Here is a 19,506-nt window from a genome sequence, read left to right as displayed (position 1 = left end):
GGACCGGGCTCCGGTGCCGGAGGCGCCCCTAAGGGGCGCGGGGAACTGCGCGACCAGCCACGAACGGCCCGCAGTCGAAGCGCTTACCCGACCACAGTCCAGGTATCCCCGCCGGCCAGCAGCGCAGCGAGATCACCCTTGCCGCGCTGCTCGATGGCCGCGTCGAGCTGGTCGGCCATCAGCGTGTCGTACACCGGCCGGTCCACGCTGCGGAAGACGCCGATGGGCGTGTGGTGCAGCGTGTCGGGGTCGGCGAGGCGGGACAGCGCGAAGGCCGTGGTCGGGGACGCGGCGTGGGCGTCGTGGACCAGGATCTGCGACTGGTTCTCCTCCGTCACCGCGACGACCTTCAGGTCACCGGTGGCCGGGTCGCGGACGACGCCCTTGGAGTTGTCGGCCCCGAAACGGATCGGCGCGCCGTGCTCCAGGCGGATCACGGCCTCCTCGGCCTGCTGCTTGTCCTTCAGGACCTCGAAGGCGCCGTCGTTGAAGATGTTGCAGTTCTGGTAGATCTCCACAAGGGCCGTGCCCGGGTGGTCGGCGGCCTGGCGCAGGACCTCGGTGAGGTGCTTGCGGTCGGAGTCCACCGTGCGCGCCACGAAGGACGCCTCCGCGCCGATCGCCAGGGACACCGGGTTGAAGGGCGCGTCGAGCGAGCCCATCGGCGTCGACTTGGTGATCTTGCCGACCTCGGAGGTCGGGGAGTACTGCCCCTTGGTGAGGCCGTAGATCCGGTTGTTGAACAGCAGGATCTTCAGGTTCACGTTGCGGCGCAGCGCGTGGATGAGGTGGTTGCCGCCGATGGACAGCGCGTCGCCGTCACCCGTGACGACCCAGACCGACAGGTCGCGCCTGCTGGAGGCGAGGCCCGTCGCGATGGCCGGGGCGCGGCCGTGGATGGAGTGCATCCCGTACGTGTTCATGTAGTACGGGAAGCGGGACGAGCAGCCGATGCCGGAGACGAAGACGATGTTCTCCTTGGCGAGCCCGAGCTCGGGCATGAAGCCCTGCACGGCGGCCAGGACCGCGTAGTCACCGCAGCCGGGGCACCAGCGCACTTCCTGGTCGGACTTGAAGTCCTTCATGGACTGCTTGCCCTCGGCCTTGGGCACGAGCTTCAGAAGCGTCTGGGAACCTGTGGGCCCCTCGAGCGTGGTGTCAGCCATCGATGGCCTCCTTGAGAGCCGTGGCGAGCTGCTCGGCCTTGAACGGCATGCCGTTGACCTGGTTGTACGAGACCGCGTCCACGAGGTAACGGGCGCGGATCAGGGTGGCGAGCTGACCGAGGTTCATCTCGGGGATCACCACCTTGTCGTAACGCTTCAGGACCTCGCCCAGGTTCCTCGGGAACGGGTTGAGGTGGCGCAGATGCGCCTGCGCGACGCTCTGCCCGGCGGCGCGCAGCCGGCGCACCGCCGCCGTGATCGGGCCGTACGTCGAGCCCCAGCCGAGGACGAGCAGCCGGGCGTCGCCGCTCGCGTCGTCGACCTCCAGGTCGGGCACCTCGATGCCGTCGACCTTGGCCTGCCTGGTGCGGACCATGAAGTCGTGGTTGGCCGGGTCGTAGGAGATGTTGCCGGTGCCGTCCTGCTTCTCGATGCCGCCGATGCGGTGCTCCAGGCCCGGCGTGCCAGGGATCGCCCACGGCCGGGCGAGGGTCTGCGGGTCGCGCAGATACGGCCAGAAGACGTCGGTGCCGTCCTCCAGGGTGTGGTTCGGCCCGGTGGCGAACTGGGTGCGCAGGTCCGGCAGTTCGTCGGTGTCCGGTACGCGCCACGGCTCGGAGCCGTTGGCCAGATAGCCGTCGGACAGCAGGAAGACCGGGGTGCGGTACGTGACGGCGATCCGGGCCGCCTCGATGGTCGCGTCGAAGCAGTCAGCGGGCGTGCGCGGGGCGACGACGGGCACCGGGGCCTCGCCGTTGCGGCCGTACATCGCCTGGAGGAGGTCCGCCTGCTCGGTCTTGGTCGGCAGGCCCGTGGAGGGGCCGCCGCGCTGGATGTCGACGATCAGGAGCGGCAGCTCCAGGGACACCGCGAGGCCGATGGTCTCCGACTTCAGCGCCACACCGGGGCCGGACGTCGTGGTCACGGCGAGCGAGCCGCCGAAGGCCGCGCCGAGAGCCGCGCCGATGCCCGCGATCTCGTCCTCGGCCTGGAAGGTCCGCACGCCGAAGTTCTTGTGCTTGCTCAGCTCGTGCAGGATGTCCGAGGCCGGCGTGATCGGGTACGAGCCCAGGTACAGCGGCAGGTCCGCCTGGCGCGCGGCCGCGATCAGGCCGTACGACAGGGCGAGGTTGCCGGAGATGTTGCGGTACGTGCCCGTGGGGAACGCCTTCGCCGCGGGCGCCACCTCGTAGCTGACCGCGAAGTCCTCGGTCGTCTCGCCGAAGTTCCAGCCCGCGCGGAACGCGGCGATGTTCGCGGCGGCGATCTCCGGCTTCTTGGCGAACTTGGTCTTCAGGAACTTCTCGGTGCCCTCGGTCGGCCGGTGGTACATCCACGAGAGCAGGCCGAGCGCGAACATGTTCTTGCTGCGCCCGGCGTCCTTCCGGGACAGGTCGAACTCCTTCAGCGCCTCGACCGTCAGCGTGGTCAGCGGCACCGGGTGCACCTGGAAGCCGTCCAGCGAGCCGTCCTCAAGCGGCGAGGTCTCGTACCCCACCTTCTGCATGGCCCGCTTGGTGAACTCGTCCGTGTTCACGATCACCTCGGCGCCGCGCGGCACGTCGCCGATGTTCGCCTTCAGCGCCGCCGGGTTCATCGCGACCAGGACGTTCGGCGCGTCGCCCGGGGTGAGGATGTCGTGGTCCGCGAAGTGCAGCTGGAACGACGACACACCGGGCAGCGTCCCGGCGGGGGCGCGGATCTCGGCGGGGAAGTTCGGCAGCGTCGACAGGTCGTTGCCGAAGGACGCCGTCTCGGAGGTGAACCGGTCACCCGTGAGCTGCATGCCGTCACCGGAGTCACCCGCGAACCGAATGATCACCCGGTCGAGACGACGCACGTCCTTCTCGCCCGCAGCGGCCTTGCGCTGCTCCCCTACGACGGCTTCGTCGGCCTGCTCGGCCGGGCTACTGACCTGGCTGGTCACTGAACTGGACCTCCCTCGAGGCGGCTGTGCGGGAGCGGCAGGCCGCCCTGCCCTCCCATCGCCCACCCTACGTCTGTAAGGGTCACCTTCTTAGGGCCGCTCGCATGGTGGACGCACCTTTGAGACGGCTGGATGCCCTGATTTGTCATGCTGTGACTCGCCCCCCGGCCTGTCATGAAGACGTTCTCCGCTCATCCTTTGGTTCTAGGACCGTGTTGCGGTGGTGCGGTGTCGCTGTGCGTGACCTCGTCCCGGTGACGGGACGAAGGGCCCTCGGTCCAGGAGCGGGGGCCCGGAACCGAGGTCAGGTTAGGCAAGAACCGAGGTCAGGAATTGAGATAGGTCAGGACCGCGAGTACCCGCCGATGGTCCCCGTCACTGGGCGAGAGCCCGAGCTTCAGGAAAATGTTGCTCACGTGCTTCTCGACCGCCCCGTCGCTCACGACAAGCTGGCGCGCGATGGCAGAGTTGGTCCGCCCCTCCGCCATCAGGCCGAGGACCTCCCGCTCGCGCGGGGTGAGACCCACGAGGACGTCCTGCTTGCGGCTGCGCCCGAGCAACTGCGCCACGACCTCGGGGTCGAGCGCGGTGCCGCCCTGGGCGACGCGCACGACCGCGTCCACGAACTCCCTGACCTCGGCGACCCGGTCCTTGAGCAGATAGCCCACGCCCCGGCTCGACCCGGCGAGCAGCTCCGTCGCGTACTGCTCCTCCACGTACTGCGAGAGCACCAGCACGCCGAGCCCCGGATGGCGCTGGCGCAGCAGCACGGCCGCGCGCACCCCTTCGTCGGTGTGCGTCGGCGGCATCCGCACGTCCGCGACCACGACGTCCGGCAGCGTGCCCTGTGCCGCGAACTCGGTGATCGTCTTGATCAGCGCCTCCGCGTCACCCACCCCCGCGACCACGTCGTGCCCGCGGTCGGTCAGCAACCGGGTCAGGCCCTCCCTGAGCAGCACTGAATCCTCGGCGATGACCACCCGCACCTTGTCCTCCACGATGTTCTGGACCCCCACAGCCTGTCCCCGCCCCATTGACAGGCTCCAGCATCCCAGCATTCGGACGAGCCCGCGCCGGGCTGAGGTGAAGAGTGTCGTACGACTCCGATTTCAGCCCGTGCGGCGGCGCATGTCAGCCCGCCTCGGCGAAGTTTCCAGCCCGTCGTGGGGGTACCCCCTGCTCCTTAAGAGCTTGGGGGAGTTTGAGGACGAGGCGTGGAGCGCCGATCGGGGGCGGCTGTCCCACCCGAAGGGAACACCCACCCCCTGGACCCCAGGGCAGAGGCAGGACCGAGGCGCCCCCGCCAGAGAGGCTTAGCCCCGCCAGGGCAGCTCGGCCGTGATCAGCGTCGGCCCCCCGACGGGCGACTCGACCACCAGAATCCCGTCCACCGCGTCCAACCGCTCCGCGAGCCCCGCGAGCCCGGACCCGGCCGACACATCGGCCCCACCCCGCCCGTCATCCCCGACCTGCAGCATCAACCGGTCCTCGACCTTCCACACGTCCACAGAGGCCCGCCCCGCCCCACTGTGCTTACTGATGTTCTGCAGCAGCTCGGACACCGTGAAGTAGGCGATCCCCTCGATCGCGGCGGCGGGCCGCGCGGCCAGATCCACCTCGACCTCCACCGGCACGGTGCACCGCGCGGCCAGCGCGGAGAGCGCGGCGTCGAGCCCCCGGTCGGTGAGGACCGCGGGGTGGATCCCCCGGGCGAGATCCCGCAGCTCCTGCAGCGCGACCTTCACCTCGCCGTGCGCCTCGTCCACCATCCGCGCCGCCGCCTGCGGGTCCTCGGCCAGCTTCTCCTTGGCGAGGCCGAGGTCCATGGCGAGGGCGACGAGCCGCGCCTGCGCCCCGTCGTGCAGGTCCCGCTCGATGCGCCGCAGGTCGGCCGCCGCGGTGTCCACGACGACCCCCCGGTCCGACTCCAGCTCGACGACACGTGACACCAGACGCGAGGGGCCGAGGAGGCCGAGGACGAGCAGCCGGTCGACGGTGGTCAGGGCGCGGACGATCCAGGGCGTGGCCAGCGTGACGAGCAGTCCCGTACCAGCGGTGAGGCTGATTTCAAAGGGGTTGTCCAGGTATATCCGGTGGCCGTCGTCGCCGTAGAGCTGGATGCCGTCCTGCCCCCCGTAGAGCGGGAACAGCCAGAACCACAGCGGGTACGTCAGCATCGTCCAGCCGTACGTCCAGAAGACCGCCGTCACGACGAACGAGAAGATCGCCCACGGCATGTGGATCAGCGCGTACAGGACGTGCCGCCAGGAGACCCCGCTCTTGAGGACGGCCCCCATCCACGCCATGAAGCCCTTGTCCCGGGGCTTCAGCGGGTGCGGGTCCTTGACGTCCACCCCGAGCAGCGTCCGGGCCCGGATCCGCTCCAGGGCGCCGAAGCCGCGGCAGGCCATGAGCCCCAGGGCGAGCACGGGGATGCCGATGAACGTGACGGCGAGCGCCACCCCGGTCGACAGCATCGTGACCGCGAAGACGAAGCCGATGATGCTGATCGGGAAGGAGAGGAGCACGTACAGGACTTCACGCCACGCGCGCCCCTCCAGCGGTGCGCGCAGGGCGACCGGGAGGCGGCCAAGACGGCCCTCGTCGCGCCCGCCGCCCCGCTGACCGCCGTGGCCGCGGTGGTCCTCGACGTCGGCTTCCATGACGTGTCCGTACCCCTGTCCGTAATCCGTGGCCATCGCTGTCATCCGTTCTGCTCGTCCCCGCGCGGGTTCTTGCCTGCCCCGCGTGAGCTTCCCCTTGTCGTAACCCCAGAGTGCGCTCCGGCGCCCGGTCGCGACCATGGAGTGGGTCGGCGTCTTGAGCGGGGGGTTTTCCCTACCTCGCGGGGGAGCGTGGCACCCGGAAGGGCCCTCAGTCCGCGCTCCGGTCGCGCCACGGCAGCTCCGCCGTGATCGTCGTCGGCCCGCCCGTGGGCGAGTCGATGATGAACAGGCCGTCCACCGCGCCGAGCCGGTCCGCGAGGCCCGCCATGCCGCTGCCGCCGTCCAGGCTGGCGCCGCCGTGGCCGTCGTCCCACACCTGTATCAACAGGCGCTGGTCGGAGCGCCACACCTCGACGCTCGCGGTCCGCGCCCCGCTGTGCTTGCTCACGTTCTGCAGGAGTTCGGAGACGGTGAAGTACGCGATGCCCTCGATCGCGGCGGCCGGGCGCGTCGGCAGGTCGGCCGTCACCTTCACCGGCACCGTGCACCGGGAGGCGACCGACGACAGGGCCGCGTCCAGGCCGCGGTCGGTGAGGACGGCCGGGTGGATGCCGCGCGCCAGGTCCCGCAGCTCCTGGAGGGCCAGCTTCACCTCGCCGTGCGCCTCGCCGACCATCGCCGCCGCCGCTTCCGGGTCCTCCAGGAGCTTCTCCTTGGCGAGGCCGAGCCCCATCGCGAGCGCCACGAGACGCGCCTGCGCGCCGTCGTGCAGATCGCGCTCGATGCGCCGCAGGTCGGCCGCCGCGGTGTCCACGACGACCCCCCGGTCCGACTCCAGTTCGGCGATGCGCCGCTCCAGTTCGTCGGAGCGCGACAGCAGGCCCCGCACCATCGCCCGGTCGGCGTTGGCGAGCAGGCGCGCGATGAAGGGCAGAATCGGCCACAGCACGAACACCCCGACGGACATGACCGTGAACGTCACCACGGCCCACGGCAGCCGGATGAAGCAGTACAGCATCGTGCGCCAGCCCACCGGGTCCTTGAGCGTGGACCAGAGCCAGTTGAGGAAGCTGCCGCCGCGCCGCGAAGGCGACGGCATCGGGCTCGGCTCCTCGATCCGGACACCGAGAAGCAGCCGCGCCCGCCAGCGCTCCGCCTTGCCGAGCAGCCGCGCGCCGAACAGCGCGAACGCGAGCAGCGGCAGACCGATCACCGTCACCGAGAGGACGCCGCCTATGCCCAGCGCCGCCACCACGTACACAAAACCGGCGATCCCGATCGGCAGGTTCACCAGGAGATGCGCGATCTCCTTCCAGGTGTGCACGTCATAGGCGAAACGGGCAGGCGGCGGGCCCTCTGGTGGGGCTTCCGAAGGCGTGGTGCTTGCGGTCATACCGCAAAGGGTGCCCGGCTCGCCGCGCTCGCGCCATGAGGGGGACCGCCGGATCGCACTGTGGTTAACCCCACCCCGCCCATGCTTGGCCGTGACGGTCTGCTTACCTCTCCTTTAGCAGGCCCTAGACTCCCGTGCGTACAGATCGTCGAACGGACGTGACGGCAAGCTGCTCCGTTGACCCGCTGTGACGGCGAATCGGACGAGACACGGGTGAGACGTGAGCGAGACACGCGTGAGTTTCGGGAGTGAGGGGCTGAGGTGCCAGTGACGACGCACCGCACGGACGTCGCGGCGAGCTACTTCGAGTCGTACTCCGTCGTCGGGCTGCTCGCCGTCGTGGGCGTGCTGTTCGTCGCCGTGGCCTTCGGTGCGGGCCGGCTCCTGCGGCCGGTCGTACCGACCCCGGAGAAACTGCTCACCTACGAATGCGGCGTCGACCCGGTCGGCGACGGCTGGGCCCACACCCAGGTCCGCTACTACGTCTACGCGTTCCTCTACGTCATCTTCGCCGTCGACTCGATCTTCCTCTTCCCGTGGGCGACGGTCTTCGCCGCGCCCGGATACGGCGCCGCGACCCTCGTCGAGATGTTCATCTTCCTCGGCTTCCTGGCCGTGGGCCTGCTGTACGCATACAAGAAGGGCGTCCTCACATGGACGTGAACCAGGAGCCCGCGGCGGAGCCCGTGCTCCTCCCGGAGCCGAAGCGGCTTGGCGTCCTGTCCCGCCTCGCCCCCGAGCCGATGAAGGTGGTCCTCAACTGGGGCCGCCGCTACAGCCTGTGGGTCTTCAACTTCGGCCTCGCCTGCTGCGCCATCGAGTTCATCGCGGCGTCCATGGCCCGGCACGACTTCATCCGCCTCGGCGTGATCCCGTTCGCACCGGGCCCGCGCCAGGCCGACCTGATGGTCGTCTCCGGCACGGTCACCGACAAGATGGCGCCCGCCGTGAAGCGTCTGTACGAGCAGATGCCCGAGCCCAAGTACGTCATCTCCTTCGGCGCCTGCTCCAACTGCGGCGGCCCGTACTGGGACTCGTACTCCGTCACCAAGGGCGTCGACCAGATCATCCCCGTCGACGTCTACGTTCCCGGATGCCCGCCGCGCCCGGAGGCGCTGCTCCAGGGCATCCTCAAGCTCCAGGAGAAGATCGCCCGCGAGTCGCTCGGCGAGCGCTACGGAGCGAACGGGACGCGGCCGTCCACGGCGGCGCTGCAGAGCGGCCTGGTCCCGCCGCCCGCGCCGGGCGCGGCGCCGGTGACGGGGGAGGACGCCGGATGACCGGCTGGCTGCCCGCTCCCGTCGAGGAGCTGTTCGGCGCGGAGGCGAGCGCCGAGGAGTCGTACGAGGTCCTGACGGTGGACGTGCCCGTGGCCACCTGGCTCGACGCCCTGCGCACCGCCCGCGACGACCTCGGCTGCACCTACTTCGACTGGCTCAGCGCCGTCGACGAACCGGGCACCGGATTCCGCGTGTCCGCCCACGTCGTCGCCCTGTCCCCGGTGCGGCGGCTGCTCGTCCGCACGACCGTGCCGCACGAGGCGCCCGTCCTGCCGACCGCCGTCGACGTCTACGCGGGCGCGGCCTGGCACGAGCGCGAGACCCACGAGATGTTCGGCGTCGGCTTCGAGGGCCACCCCCATCTCGTACCGCTGCTGCTTCCCGAGGGCTTCGAGGGCCACCCGCTGCGCAAGGACTTCGTGCTCGCGGCGCGGGTCGCGAAGGCGTGGCCGGGAGCCAAGGAGCCGGGGGAATCCGAGCACGGTGGGCCCAAGCGGCGGCAGATGCTGCCGCCGGGCGTGCCCGACCCCAACGAGTGGGGCCCGCTGAAGGGGCAGCTTCCGGCCGCTCCGGCACGGCCCGCGCGTGGGGCGGGGCGGGCCGCGGGCGGTGCGGCGGGGCGCGCCGCGGGCGAGCGCCCGGCCCGGCGCGCGCGGACCGCGGGCGAGGGGTCCGCGAGCCAGGCGGAGACGGAGGCGGCTCCGGCTCCGGCCCGGCGGGCACGCAGTGTGTCGCAGGGGTCGGCCTCGCAGCGGGCGGAGGGCGCGGCGGCGCCCGAGGGGGAGGCAGCGGCTCCGGCGAACCCGGCTGCTCCGGCGAGCCCGGCTGCTCCGGCGACCCCGGCTGCTCCGGCGACCCCGGCCACGGAGGCCGCGCGGCCCCCGAAGGCGAAGGACGAGGCCCCGTGGCACAACGCGCGCCCGGCGTTCGACGAGGCCTCGACGGAGGCCACGCCGGAGACCGCGCCGGAGGTACCGGAGGCACCGGAGGCTGCGCCGGAGGTACCGGAGGCCGCACCGAAGGCAGCGGACGCCGCGCCGGAAGCTGCGCAGCCGCCGAAACCCGAGGCTCCGAAAACTCCCGACGCCCCCGACGCCCCCGACGACCCTGACACCCGCCCAGGAGGCCCGCAGTGAACGACGCCCTCGACGTCACGCTGCGACTCCTCGTCGTCTTCGTCGTCTTCCTGACGTTCCCCCTGATCATCGGCCAGACCGAACACAAGGTGATGGCCCACATGCAGGGCCGCCTCGGCCCCATGTACGCGGGCGGCTTCCACGGCTGGGCCCAACTCGTCGCCGACGGCGTCAAGTTCGCCCAGAAGGAAGACGTCGTCCCGGCCGACGCCGACCGCCGGGTCTTCCAGCTCGCCCCGGCCGTGGCCCTGCTGCCGTACCTGCTCGTGCTCCTCGCCATCCCGATCGGCCCCGGCGAGGGCGCCGTCGGGCAGGTCGTCGACGCGGGCGTCTTCTTCGTGCTCGCCGTCATGGGCGTCGGCGTCCTCGGCTCCCTGATGGCGGGCTGGGCGTCGGCCAACAAGTTCTCCCTCCTCGGCGGCCTGCGTACCGCGGCCCAGCTCCTCGCGTACGAGCTGCCGATGCTGCTCGCCGCCGCGTCCGTGGCGATGGCCGCGGGCACGGTCTCGCTGCCCGGCATCGTGGACGCCTTCGAGTGGTGGTGGCTGCCCTGGCAGATCGTCGGCGCGATCGTCTTCTTCGTCGCCGGGCTCGCCGAGCTCCAGCGCCCGCCCTTCGACATGCCGGTCGCCGACTCCGAGATCATCTTCGGCGCGTACACCGAGTACACGGGCCTGCGCTTCGCCCTCTTCCTGCTCGCCGAGTACGCCGGGATCGTCGTCCTGTGCGGCCTGACCACCGTCCTGTTCCTGGGCGGCTGGCACGGCCCGTGGGGCGCCGACGGGCTCGGCTGGGTGTGGACGCTCCTGAAGACGGCCGTCCTCGCGTTCGTCGTGATCTGGCTGCGCGTCACCTACCCCCGGCTCCGTGAGGACCAGCTCCAGAAGCTCGCCTGGGTCCTCCTCGTCCCGCTCGCCCTCGCGCAGATCGCGCTCACCGGAATCGTGAAGGTGGCGATCAACTGATGCCCCCGGTACCTGGGTCAGGCCTCGCCAAGGGCCTAGCCGTCACCCTCCGCACGATGACGAAGAAGACCGTCACCGAGCAGTACCCCGACGTGCAGCCCGAACTGCCGCCCCGCACCCGGGGCGTCATCGGCCTGTTCGAGGAGAACTGCACGGTCTGCATGCTGTGCGCCCGAGAGTGCCCGGACTGGTGCATCTACATCGACTCCCACAAGGAGACGGTCCCGGCCGCCGCGCCCGGCGGCCGCGAGCGCAGCCGCAACGTCCTCGACCGCTTCGCCATCGACTTCTCCCTCTGCATGTACTGCGGCATCTGCATCGAGGTGTGCCCCTTCGACGCGCTGTTCTGGTCCCCGGAGTTCGAGTACGCCGAGACCGACATCCACGAACTCACCCACGAGCGCGACAAGCTCCGCGAGTGGATGTGGACGGTCCCCGCCCCGCCCGCGCTCGACCCGGCCGCCGAGGAGCCGAAGGAACTCGCCGCCGCCCGCAAGGCCGCCGACAAGCTGGCCGCCGAGGCCGAGAAACTGGCCGCGGACCAGGCCGCCGAGCCGGCGCCGGAGCCGGCCCCCGAGGCCAGGCCGGAGGGGGACGCGTGAACCTCCCCATCGCCGCCGACGCCCCCCAGGGCTTCCTCTCCCCGACCGGCATCGAGATCGCCTTCGTGCTCGTCGGACTCGTCACCCTGGGCGCCGCGGTCATCACCGTCACCACCCGCCAGCTCGTGCACGCCGCGCTCTGGCTGGTCGTCGCGCTCGGCGGCCTCGCCGTCGAGTACCTGCTCCTGACCGCCGAGTTCATCGCCTGGGTCCAGGTCCTCATCTACGTCGGCTCCGTCGTCGTCCTCCTGCTCTTCGGCCTGATGCTCACCAGGGCGCCCATCGGCCGCTCCCCGGACGCAGACTCGGGCAACCGGCCTGTCGCGCTCGCCGTCGCCCTCGCCGCGGCCGGCGCCCTGGTCTGGGTCGTCGTGGACGCCTTCCGCACCCAGTGGATCGAGCTGGACAAGCCCCAGGGCACCACCGACGTCACCGGCTCGATCCTCTTCCGGCACTGGGTCCTGCCCTTCGAGGCGCTCTCGGTCCTGCTGCTCGCCGCCCTCGTCGGCGCGATCGTGCTGTCCCGCAAGTCCAAGGACGAGCCGGACGCCAACGGCCGCCAGAACCGCAACGGCCCCAAGACCCCGGCCGCCCAGAAGGCCCCGAAGGACCAGAAGGCACCGAAGGCACCGAACGACCAGACGGGCCAGACGGACCAGACGGACCAGACGGAGGGGACCCGCTGATGCACCTCGCCTACCCCGCCGTCCTCGCCGTCCTCCTCTTCTGCGTCGGCCTCTACGGCGTCCTCGCCCGCCGCAACGCGATCCTGGTCCTGATGTCCGTCGAGCTGATGCTCAACGCCGTCAACCTCAACCTGGTCGCCTTCGACGTCTGGCTCCGCGACACCCTGCACTCCGGCCAGGCCCTGACCCTGTTCACCATCGCCATCGCCGCCGCCGAGATCGGCATCGGCCTCGCGATCGTCCTCGCCGTCTACCGCAACCGCGGCACCTCCGCCGTCGACGACCTCCGCGACACCGCCGAGCGCCCGGACGACGGCGGCGACGGCGACGGCGTCGGCCCGGAGGGCGCCGCCGCCGAGGAACCCGACGAGCCCGCCCCCGGGGCGTCGCAGAAGGCTGAGGCCACCGCGTGACCACGACCACCCTCGCCGTCCTCGTCCCCCTCCTGCCGTTCCTCGGCGCCGTCGCCGGTCTGCTGCTCGGCCGCACGGTCCCCGGCCTCGTCCGGCCGCTCGCGGTGCTTCCCGCGCTGACCTCGCTCGGGCTCGCCGCCGTCGTGGCCGTGCGCCAGGGCGGCGACGCGGCCGTGGACGCGGCCACCCAGCTCACCCCCACCGGCTCGGTCCCCATCGACCTCGCCCTGCACATCGACGGCTTCGCGGCCCTCGTCGCCGTCCTCGTCGGCGTCGTCGCCTCCTGCGTGCAGATCTACTCGACGGCCTACCTGCGCGACGACCCGCGCTACCCCTCGTACGCCGCCCTGGTCTCCCTCTTCACCTCCGCGATGCTGCTCGTCGTCTACTCCGGCGACCTGATGGTGCTTCTGGTCGGCTGGGAGATCATGGGCATCTGCTCGTACTTCCTCGTCGGCCACTACTGGGAGACGCCCGAGGCCCGCGCCGCCTCCCTGAAGGCCTTCCTGGTCACCAAGCTCGGTGACGTCCCCTTCCTGATCGGCCTGTTCGCGCTCGCCGTGGACGCGGGCTCGTTCCGGATCACGGAGATCCTGGCCACCGTCGCGCAGGGCGGCCTGGACCACCCCACCCTCATCGCCCTGCTCCTCCTCGCTGGCGTCGCGGGCAAGTCCGCGCAGTTCCCGCTGCACACCTGGCTTCCCGACGCGATGGCGGGCCCGACCCCCGTCTCGGCGCTCATCCACGCCGCGACGATGGTCGCCGCCGGTGTCTACTTCGTCGCCCGGCTCCTCCCGGTCTTCGCCGCCTCGGCCGCCGCCCTGGTCGTCCTCGCCGTCATGGCCGCCGTGACCATGGCGGGCTCGGCCCTCGCCGCGCTCGCCCAGGACGACATCAAGCGCGTCCTCGCGTACTCGACGATCGGCCAGCTCGGCTACATGACCGGCGCCCTCGCCGTCGGCGACCGCGGTGCCGCCGTCTTCCACCTCCTGTCGCACGGCGCCTTCAAGGCGCTCCTGTTCCTCGCCGCCGGCGTGATCATCCACGCCGCCGGCACCAACTCCCTCGCCGCCATGTCCCGCATGAAGGACCTGCGCGACCGCGTCCCCGACGCCTACTGGACGATGACCGTGGCGCTCCTCGCGCTCGCCGCGATCCCGCCCTTCAGCGGCTTCTTCTCCAAGGAGGCCGTCCTCGGCGCCGCCGAGCACACGGCCACAGGCCACGCCGACTCCGCCCCCGCCGCCGCGGGCTGGATCGTCCTCGTCGCGGGCCTGGTCGCCGCCCTCCTGACCGCCGCGTACGCGACCCGCCTGTGGCTGCTCGCCTTCCGGGGCAGGGGAGCCGAAGCACCGGACCACGGCAGGCAGCCGGTCGCCATGACCGCCGTGCTGTGGGTCCTCGCCGTCCCCTCGCTGGCCTTCGGCGTGACCGTCGGCGTCCTCCCGGACTGGTTCGACGGCCACAAGCTCGCCCCGACGCTCACCACCTCCGTCCTCGGCACGGGCGTCGCCCTGGTCGGCGCCCTGGTCACGTACGGCGCGTGGCGGCACACCACCGCGCTCGCCGCCCGCGTCCCGATCGGCGCGGTCGCCGCCCACCCCGACGCCGACGGGGGCCAGGTCGAGGCGGAGGCCATCGCCACGCACGCCCCGGCCTATGGGAACGTCGCGAGCGCCCCCGACCCGGCGGACCCGGGCCGCCTCCTGCTCGGCCCGCTGCACCGCCACGCCGCCGTCGGCTTCCACCTCGACGCCCTCTACGCGGCCCTGTTCGTCCGCCCCGTCCAGGCCGGCGCCCGCCTCGTCCGCTTCCTCGACCGCGAGGTCGTCGACACGTACGTACGCGGCGCAGGCACCGCACCCCGCTGGCTCGGCGCGGCCGTCCGCCGCGCGCAGACCGGCAACGTGCAGACCTACCTGAGCGCGCTGCTCGCGGGCACCGTCGTCCTGGCGGTCGCCGCCGTCCTCGTCGCCACCGCCGGAGCGTGAGCAGCCGTGATCGGTATCAGTGAGTCAGTGATGCAGTTCCTTCTCGCGTTGATCGTCGTCGGCCCGCTCGTCGGAGCCGCGGCCGCTCTCCTGCCGGCCCCGCCCGGGCTGAAGGGGAAGTCCCCCGACCAGGCCGTGCTGCGCCACGGCGTGACCGTGACCGGCGTGATCCTCGTCGCCGCGATCGTCCTCGCGCTCGGCTTCGACCACGACCACCCGTCGAAGATGCAGGCCACGACGGACATCAGCTGGATCCCCGCACTCGACGTGCGCATCCACCTCGGCATCGACGGCATCTCCCTCCCCCTGCTGGTCCTGACCGCGCTCCTGACCTTCCTCTGCGCGCTGTACAGCTACTTCAAAATGCCTGCCGGGCCGTCCCCCAAGGCATTCGTGGCGCTGATCCTCGTCCTGGAGTCCGGCACCCTCGCGACCTTCGCCGTCCTCGATCTGCTGCTGTTCTTCCTCGCGTTCGAGATGGTGCTCATCCCGATGTACTTCCTCATCGCCCGCTGGGGCGGAGCCCAACGCACGCAAGCGGCTTGGAAGTTCATCCTCTACACGCTGCTCGGCTCCGTCGTCATGCTGCTCGGCCTGCTCCTCATCGGGCTGAGGGCGGGCACATTCGACATGGTGGCACTCGCCACTGACAACGACCGGCAGCTGAGTACATCCGTGCAGGTCATCGCCGTTCTGGCGATCGGGATCGGGCTCGCCGTCAAGACGCCGATGTGGCCGCTGCACAGCTGGCTCCCCGACGCCCACACCGCCGCGCCCACCGTCGGCTCGGTCCTGCTGGCCGGTGTCCTGCTGAAGATGGGTACATACGGGTTCGTCCGGATCCTGCTGCCGATCGCGCCCGACGGGATGGAGACGTTCGCGCCCTACCTCGCCGCGTTCGCCGTCGTCGGGATCATCTACGGATCCCTGGCCTGCCTGGCCCTCGCGCGGCCCGGCGCCAAGGGCGACCTCAAGCGCCTCATCGCGTACTCCTCCGTCGGCCACATGGGTTTCGTGCTCCTCGGCATCTCGACGATGACGCCGACCGGCGTGAACGGCGCGCTCTTCGCCAACATCGCCCACGGCCTCATCACCGGCCTGCTGTTCTTCCTGGTCGGCGCGCTCAAGGACCGCACGGGCACGAGCGACCTCGACACCCTGGCCAAGGAGTCCGGCGCCGCCCTCTACGGCAAGGCACCACGCCTCGGCGGCCTGCTCGCCTTCGGCGCCGTCGCCTCGCTCGGCCTGCCGGGACTCGCCGGGTTCTGGGGCGAGATGCTCGCACTGTTCGGCGCGTTCAAACCCGCCGACGACCTCAGCCGCCCCGCGTTCCTCACGTTCATGGCGATCGCCGCGTTCGGCACCCTGCTCACGGCCGCGTACATGCTCATCGTCGTACGCCGCGTCTGCATGGGCCCGACGTCCGAGACCCAGGAGACGCCGCGGCTCGCCGACGTCCAGGGCTACGAGTTCGCCGCCTGGACCCCGCTCGTCGCCCTCACCGTCCTCGCCGGCCTCTGGCCCGCGGCCCTCCTCGGCCTCACCGACCCGGCCGTCCAGCAGCTCCTCGCAGGAGGCAAGTCGTGATCGCCGCCGAATCCACCGCGAGCCTCATCCAGTCCGTCGACTGGGTGGCCGTCGCCCCGCCCACGATCGTGGCGGTCGTAGGCCTCGCGGTCCTCGTCGCCGACCTGTTCCTGAGCGAGCGCAACAAGCACGTGCTCGGCTGGGTCTCCCTCGCGGGCCTGGTGGCGGCGGGCCTGTTCCTGCTGCCCCTGACCGACTCGCACCGCTCGACCTTCTGCCTGAGCGGCCCTAGGGCCACCGCCTGCAGCTACACGGTCGACGAGTTCACCCTCGTCATCCAGCTCCTCGTCATCGGCGGCGCGCTGCTCACCGCCCTGCTCTCGATGACCGCCCTCAAGGACGCGCGGAACGCCGACAAGGACCTCCCCGAAGGGGAGTACTGGTTCCTGCTGCTCTCCTCGGCCGCGGGCGCCGCCCTGCTGCCCGCCTCCCGCGACCTCGCGACCCTCGTCGTCGCCCTGGAGGTCGCATCGCTGCCCGCCTTCGCCCTCGTCGGCCTCAAGCGCGGCGACAAGCGCTCCTCCGAGGCGGCCCTGAAGTTCTTCCTCTCCTCCGTGACCGCGACCGCCGTGACCCTCCTGGGCGTCAGCTTCGTGTACGCCGCGACGGGCACCATGCACCTCACCGAGGTCGGCGAGAAGCTCGGGAACGTCGACGGACAGCTGGACACGCTCGCGCAGACCGGCGTCGTCCTCACCCTCGTCGGCTTCGCCTTCAAGGTGGCCGCCGTCCCCTTCCACTTCTGGGTACCCGACACCTACGTAGGCGCGCCGTTGCCCGTCGCCGCGTACCTCTCCGTCGTCGGCAAGGCCGTCGGCTTCACCGGCCTGATCCTCGTCACGGTCGTCGCCTTCCCGGAGTACGCCGACGTCTGGGGCCCCGCGCTCGCCGCGCTCGCCGCCCTCACCATGACCATCGGCAACGTCGCCGCCCTGCGCCAGCAGTCCACGCGCGCGTACAGCGCGGTCCGGCTGCTCGCCTGGTCCTCGGTCGGCCAGGCGGGCTACCTCCTGGTGCCGATCGCGGCAGCCGGGTACGCCGACCGCCACACCGACGTCCTGGAGACCACCGGCGCGACCGTCGCGTACGCCCTGATGTACGCCGCCGTGAACCTCGGAGCGTTCGCCGTCGCCGCCCTGGTCGGCCGCACTCAGAAGCTGAACCGCGTCAGCGACTACCGGGGCCTGTACGCCAAGAGCCCCCTGTCGGCCCTGGTCCTCGCCTTCTTCCTGCTGTGCCTGGCCGGTCTGCCGCCGGGCATCATCGGCCTCTTCGCGAAGGTCACCGTGTTCTCCACGGCGGTCGACGCGGGCCTCGGCTGGCTGGCCGTCGTCATGGCGGCCAACGTGGTGATCGCGCTCTACTACTACCTCCAGTGGACGGCGCTGCTGTTCCGCGCCCCCGAGGGCGAGCCCGCCAAGCACCACATTCCGGCCCCCCTCACCGCGGCCATCGCGGTCACCGCCGTGCTCGGCGTCGCCCTCTCCGGGGCGCCCCAGCTCGTCCTCCAGTTCGCGGAACACGGCGTGCGCTGAGCCGCTCGTACGGCATGGGGTGAACGGGGGAGGGCGTCCTCCGCCGACCGGCGAACACGGACCCGGACCGCCCCGTCACCCGCGCGGCCCACACCTCTCCTGAGCGCACAAGGGAACTAGCACCCTCCGCCTGGCGTTGACCAGTAAGGGAGGGTCCACTGAACAGTGGAAGCACCAGCAAGAAGGGTTCCCCCGCGCACCACCAGGAGGGCGTACCGTGCACCGCCGGACCAACGGGCTGAAGACCGCCGTACTCCTCGGGGGACTGTCCGCACTCATCATCGTCATCGGCAGCTTCTTCGGGCGTATGGGCTTGATCGTCGCGCTCTTCGTGGCGGTCGGCACGAACGCGTACGCGTACTGGAACAGCGACAAGCTGGCCCTGCGCGCGATGCGGGCACGCCCGGTGAGCGAGTTCGAGGCCCCCGAGCTGTACCGCATGGTGCGTGAGCTCTCCACCCAGGCCCGCCAGCCCATGCCCCGGCTCTACATCTCACCGACGGAGGCGCCGAACGCCTTCGCGACCGGCCGCAACCCGCGCAACGCCGCCGTGTGCTGCACGGACGGCATCCTGCGCATCCTCACCCCGCGCGAGCTGCGCGGAGTCATCGGCCACGAACTGAGCCACGTCTACAACCGCGACATCCTGATCTCCTCGGTCGCCGGCGCCCTCGCCTCCGTCATCATGTTCCTGGTCAACTTCGCCTGGCTGATTCCGATCGGACGCTCCAACGACAACGAAGGCCCCGGCATCTTCGGGATGCTCCTGATCATGCTGCTCGGCCCGCTCGCCGCGTCCATCATCCAGCTCGCCATCAGCCGTTCCAGGGAGTACGAGGCCGACGCGTCCGGCGCGCAACTCACCGGCGACCCACTGGCTCTCGCCAGTGCCTTGCGCAAACTCGACGCCGGTACGAAGCAGTTGCCGCTCCCGCCGGAGCCCCGGCTCGAAACGGCGAGCCATATGATGATTGCCAACCCGTTCCGGCCCGGCCAGGGCATGTCGAAGCTGTTCTCCACCCACCCGCCGATGGCGGAGCGCATCGCCCGGCTCGAGCAGATGGCAGGTCGTCAGCAGTGAAGACAGTTCTGAACGTCATCTGGAGATAGCCACTCAGGCTCCGGAAACTGGACCCGTTTCGTATCTGCCAGGGCCGCGTTCACACGCTCCCGGGTGCCGCCGGATGTCCAGAGATCGAAGTGCCTCAGGACGGGTTGGTGTCTGGGGCGGCCGATGCAGGCTGGCTGAGGATGATCGTCCACGTACTGCGGCATCACCCTCGAGTGGGTGTGCCCGGCCGTTCAGCGGCGAGAGAGCGGGCGAACTGCGGTGCGAGGCGGTGGGTTCATCCCCTCCCGCCCCTACCAGATGCTCGTTGACGACATCGGCCTCCTGGCCGCCTTACCCGACGCGACGGCCTACAGCGAGATCGCATCACGCACCGCGGAACAACTTTGACGATACCCCCGCGCACGCCGAGGGAGGGCCTGCCTCTTGCACGCAAATACGCCATTGTTCTATTGTGATGCAAACAATAGGAGGCCTGCTCATGTCACGCACCTCGCTGCGACGTGCCCCCGCCCTCTTAGCCGCTGCCGCGTCGCTCGGTCTACTTGGCGCCTGTTCGCTGGGCAGCGACAGGGAAATCGCCGAAGAGCACTTCAAGTTCGCTGCCAAGGGCAAATGGGCGGAAGCCTGCGCGTTGGAGACGAGCGGCTTCCGTGGAGGCGGAAGCGTCAAGGCTTGTGCACGGCAACGCGCGAGCGATCCCGGAAAGGTGCTGAGTGACCTGTCCACCGCTGGCATGAAGGCCACGGACGTCAAGCCGACCAGCGGCAACGGCGTGAGTGCCAAGGGAAGTTGGATCTTGGTCAGCTTCACCAGTGACGACACCACGGAATACCGAGCCGCCCAGGTCGTCGACGACAAGGTCAACGACGTTGTCGTCACTACGAAGGAGAGCTGGGAAGCCGGGGACTGACCGCCCCGCGAATGCCGACTGCCGGCTCGCCGACCCGCTCCCGCCCGCTCCCCACACGTCCGCGCCGCCGCGACCCCGGCGGCGGCTTGGGGCTTCCTTAGCGCTACTTGTTCTGTTCTGATTACATCAACTGCCGCCGCGCTGAAAGGAATTGGCCTATGGCGCAGTTCGCGAACA

The 19,506-nt window shown here is 70.8% G+C and carries 17 protein-coding genes; 12 read left to right on the top strand and 5 right to left on the bottom strand.

Features of this window, described 5'->3' with window-relative positions; all coding sequences use genetic code 11:
• Positions 1 to 83 precede the first annotated feature (83 nt).
• The 5 genes from OO63_RS10450 to OO63_RS10430 form a co-directional block, all read right to left on the bottom strand.
• Positions 84 to 1,166, bottom strand: coding sequence for a 2-oxoacid:ferredoxin oxidoreductase subunit beta (locus tag OO63_RS10450; RefSeq protein WP_030359081.1), 1,083 nt, complete (start codon positions 1,164 to 1,166; stop codon positions 84 to 86).
• Positions 1,159 to 3,093, bottom strand: a complete 1,935-nt coding sequence (locus tag OO63_RS10445) for a 2-oxoacid:acceptor oxidoreductase subunit alpha (protein ID WP_030359080.1) — start codon at positions 3,091 to 3,093, stop codon at positions 1,159 to 1,161. Before OO63_RS10445 ends, OO63_RS10450 begins: the two co-directional genes overlap by 8 nt.
• A gap of 326 nt (positions 3,094 to 3,419) precedes the next feature.
• Positions 3,420 to 4,079: a response regulator transcription factor gene (locus OO63_RS10440; RefSeq protein WP_282916681.1), complete on the bottom strand. Its 660-nt coding sequence runs from the start codon at positions 4,077 to 4,079 to the stop codon at positions 3,420 to 3,422.
• A 327-nt stretch (positions 4,080 to 4,406) separates the two neighbouring features.
• Positions 4,407 to 5,792, bottom strand: coding sequence for a sensor histidine kinase (locus OO63_RS10435; RefSeq protein ID WP_030359078.1), 1,386 nt, complete (start codon positions 5,790 to 5,792; stop codon positions 4,407 to 4,409).
• Between the two features lie 175 nt (positions 5,793 to 5,967).
• Positions 5,968 to 7,152 carry a sensor histidine kinase gene (locus tag OO63_RS10430; RefSeq protein ID WP_030359077.1) on the bottom strand — a complete coding sequence of 395 codons (1,185 nt, stop codon included), beginning with the start codon at positions 7,150 to 7,152 and terminating at the stop codon, positions 5,968 to 5,970.
• 261 nt (positions 7,153 to 7,413) lie between these two features.
• Here OO63_RS10430 and OO63_RS10425 point away from each other — a divergent pair, with 261 nt between their 5' ends.
• The 12 genes from OO63_RS10425 (at position 7,414) to OO63_RS45350 (ending at position 19,329) form a co-directional block, all read left to right on the top strand.
• Positions 7,414 to 7,815, top strand: coding sequence for an NADH-quinone oxidoreductase subunit A (locus tag OO63_RS10425; RefSeq protein ID WP_030359076.1), 402 nt, complete (start codon positions 7,414 to 7,416; stop codon positions 7,813 to 7,815).
• Entirely contained in the window at positions 7,806 to 8,432 is a 627-nt protein-coding gene (locus tag OO63_RS10420) for an NADH-quinone oxidoreductase subunit B (protein WP_030359075.1), read from the top strand. Before OO63_RS10425 ends, OO63_RS10420 begins: the two co-directional genes overlap by 10 nt.
• The gene (locus tag OO63_RS10415; protein WP_030359074.1) at positions 8,429 to 9,568 is read left to right on the top strand and encodes an NADH-quinone oxidoreductase subunit C; all 1,140 of its coding nucleotides are present in this window, start codon (positions 8,429 to 8,431) and stop codon (positions 9,566 to 9,568) included. The genes OO63_RS10420 and OO63_RS10415 overlap by 4 nt, the downstream gene beginning before the upstream one ends.
• A complete protein-coding gene (locus OO63_RS10410; protein WP_030359073.1) occupies positions 9,565 to 10,533 on the top strand; it encodes a complex I subunit 1/NuoH family protein in 969 nt (322 codons plus the stop codon). Before OO63_RS10415 ends, OO63_RS10410 begins: the two co-directional genes overlap by 4 nt.
• On the top strand, positions 10,533 to 11,135 hold the full coding sequence (locus tag OO63_RS10405) for a NuoI/complex I 23 kDa subunit family protein (protein ID WP_030359072.1): 603 nt from the start codon (positions 10,533 to 10,535) through the stop codon (positions 11,133 to 11,135). Before OO63_RS10410 ends, OO63_RS10405 begins: the two co-directional genes overlap by 1 nt.
• The gene (locus tag OO63_RS10400; protein WP_051810728.1) at positions 11,132 to 11,821 is read left to right on the top strand and encodes an NADH-quinone oxidoreductase subunit J family protein; all 690 of its coding nucleotides are present in this window, start codon (positions 11,132 to 11,134) and stop codon (positions 11,819 to 11,821) included. Before OO63_RS10405 ends, OO63_RS10400 begins: the two co-directional genes overlap by 4 nt.
• A complete protein-coding gene (gene nuoK / locus OO63_RS10395) occupies positions 11,821 to 12,234 on the top strand; it encodes an NADH-quinone oxidoreductase subunit NuoK (protein ID WP_030359070.1) in 414 nt (137 codons plus the stop codon). Before OO63_RS10400 ends, nuoK begins: the two co-directional genes overlap by 1 nt.
• Complete coding sequence (locus OO63_RS10390) at positions 12,231 to 14,225, top strand: NADH-quinone oxidoreductase subunit 5 family protein (protein WP_030359069.1); 1,995 nt, start codon at positions 12,231 to 12,233, stop codon at positions 14,223 to 14,225. Before nuoK ends, OO63_RS10390 begins: the two co-directional genes overlap by 4 nt.
• 6 nt (positions 14,226 to 14,231) lie before the next feature.
• A complete protein-coding gene (locus tag OO63_RS10385; RefSeq protein ID WP_030359068.1) occupies positions 14,232 to 15,812 on the top strand; it encodes an NADH-quinone oxidoreductase subunit M in 1,581 nt (526 codons plus the stop codon).
• Positions 15,809 to 17,347, top strand: a complete 1,539-nt coding sequence (locus OO63_RS10380; RefSeq protein WP_030359067.1) for an NADH-quinone oxidoreductase subunit N — start codon at positions 15,809 to 15,811, stop codon at positions 17,345 to 17,347. Before OO63_RS10385 ends, OO63_RS10380 begins: the two co-directional genes overlap by 4 nt.
• A 217-nt stretch (positions 17,348 to 17,564) precedes the next feature.
• Entirely contained in the window at positions 17,565 to 18,428 is an 864-nt protein-coding gene (gene htpX / locus OO63_RS10375) for a zinc metalloprotease HtpX (RefSeq protein WP_030359066.1), read from the top strand.
• Positions 18,429 to 18,897: 469 nt separating this feature from the next.
• Complete coding sequence (locus OO63_RS45350; RefSeq protein ID WP_157853978.1) at positions 18,898 to 19,329, top strand: hypothetical protein; 432 nt, start codon at positions 18,898 to 18,900, stop codon at positions 19,327 to 19,329.
• Positions 19,330 to 19,506 lie beyond the last annotated feature (177 nt).

This window comes from Streptomyces alboflavus (assembly GCF_000716675.1).
In the GTDB taxonomy this organism is placed as follows: domain Bacteria; phylum Actinomycetota; class Actinomycetes; order Streptomycetales; family Streptomycetaceae; genus Streptomyces; species Streptomyces alboflavus.
This window is presented reverse-complemented; position numbering and strand designations above follow the sequence as displayed.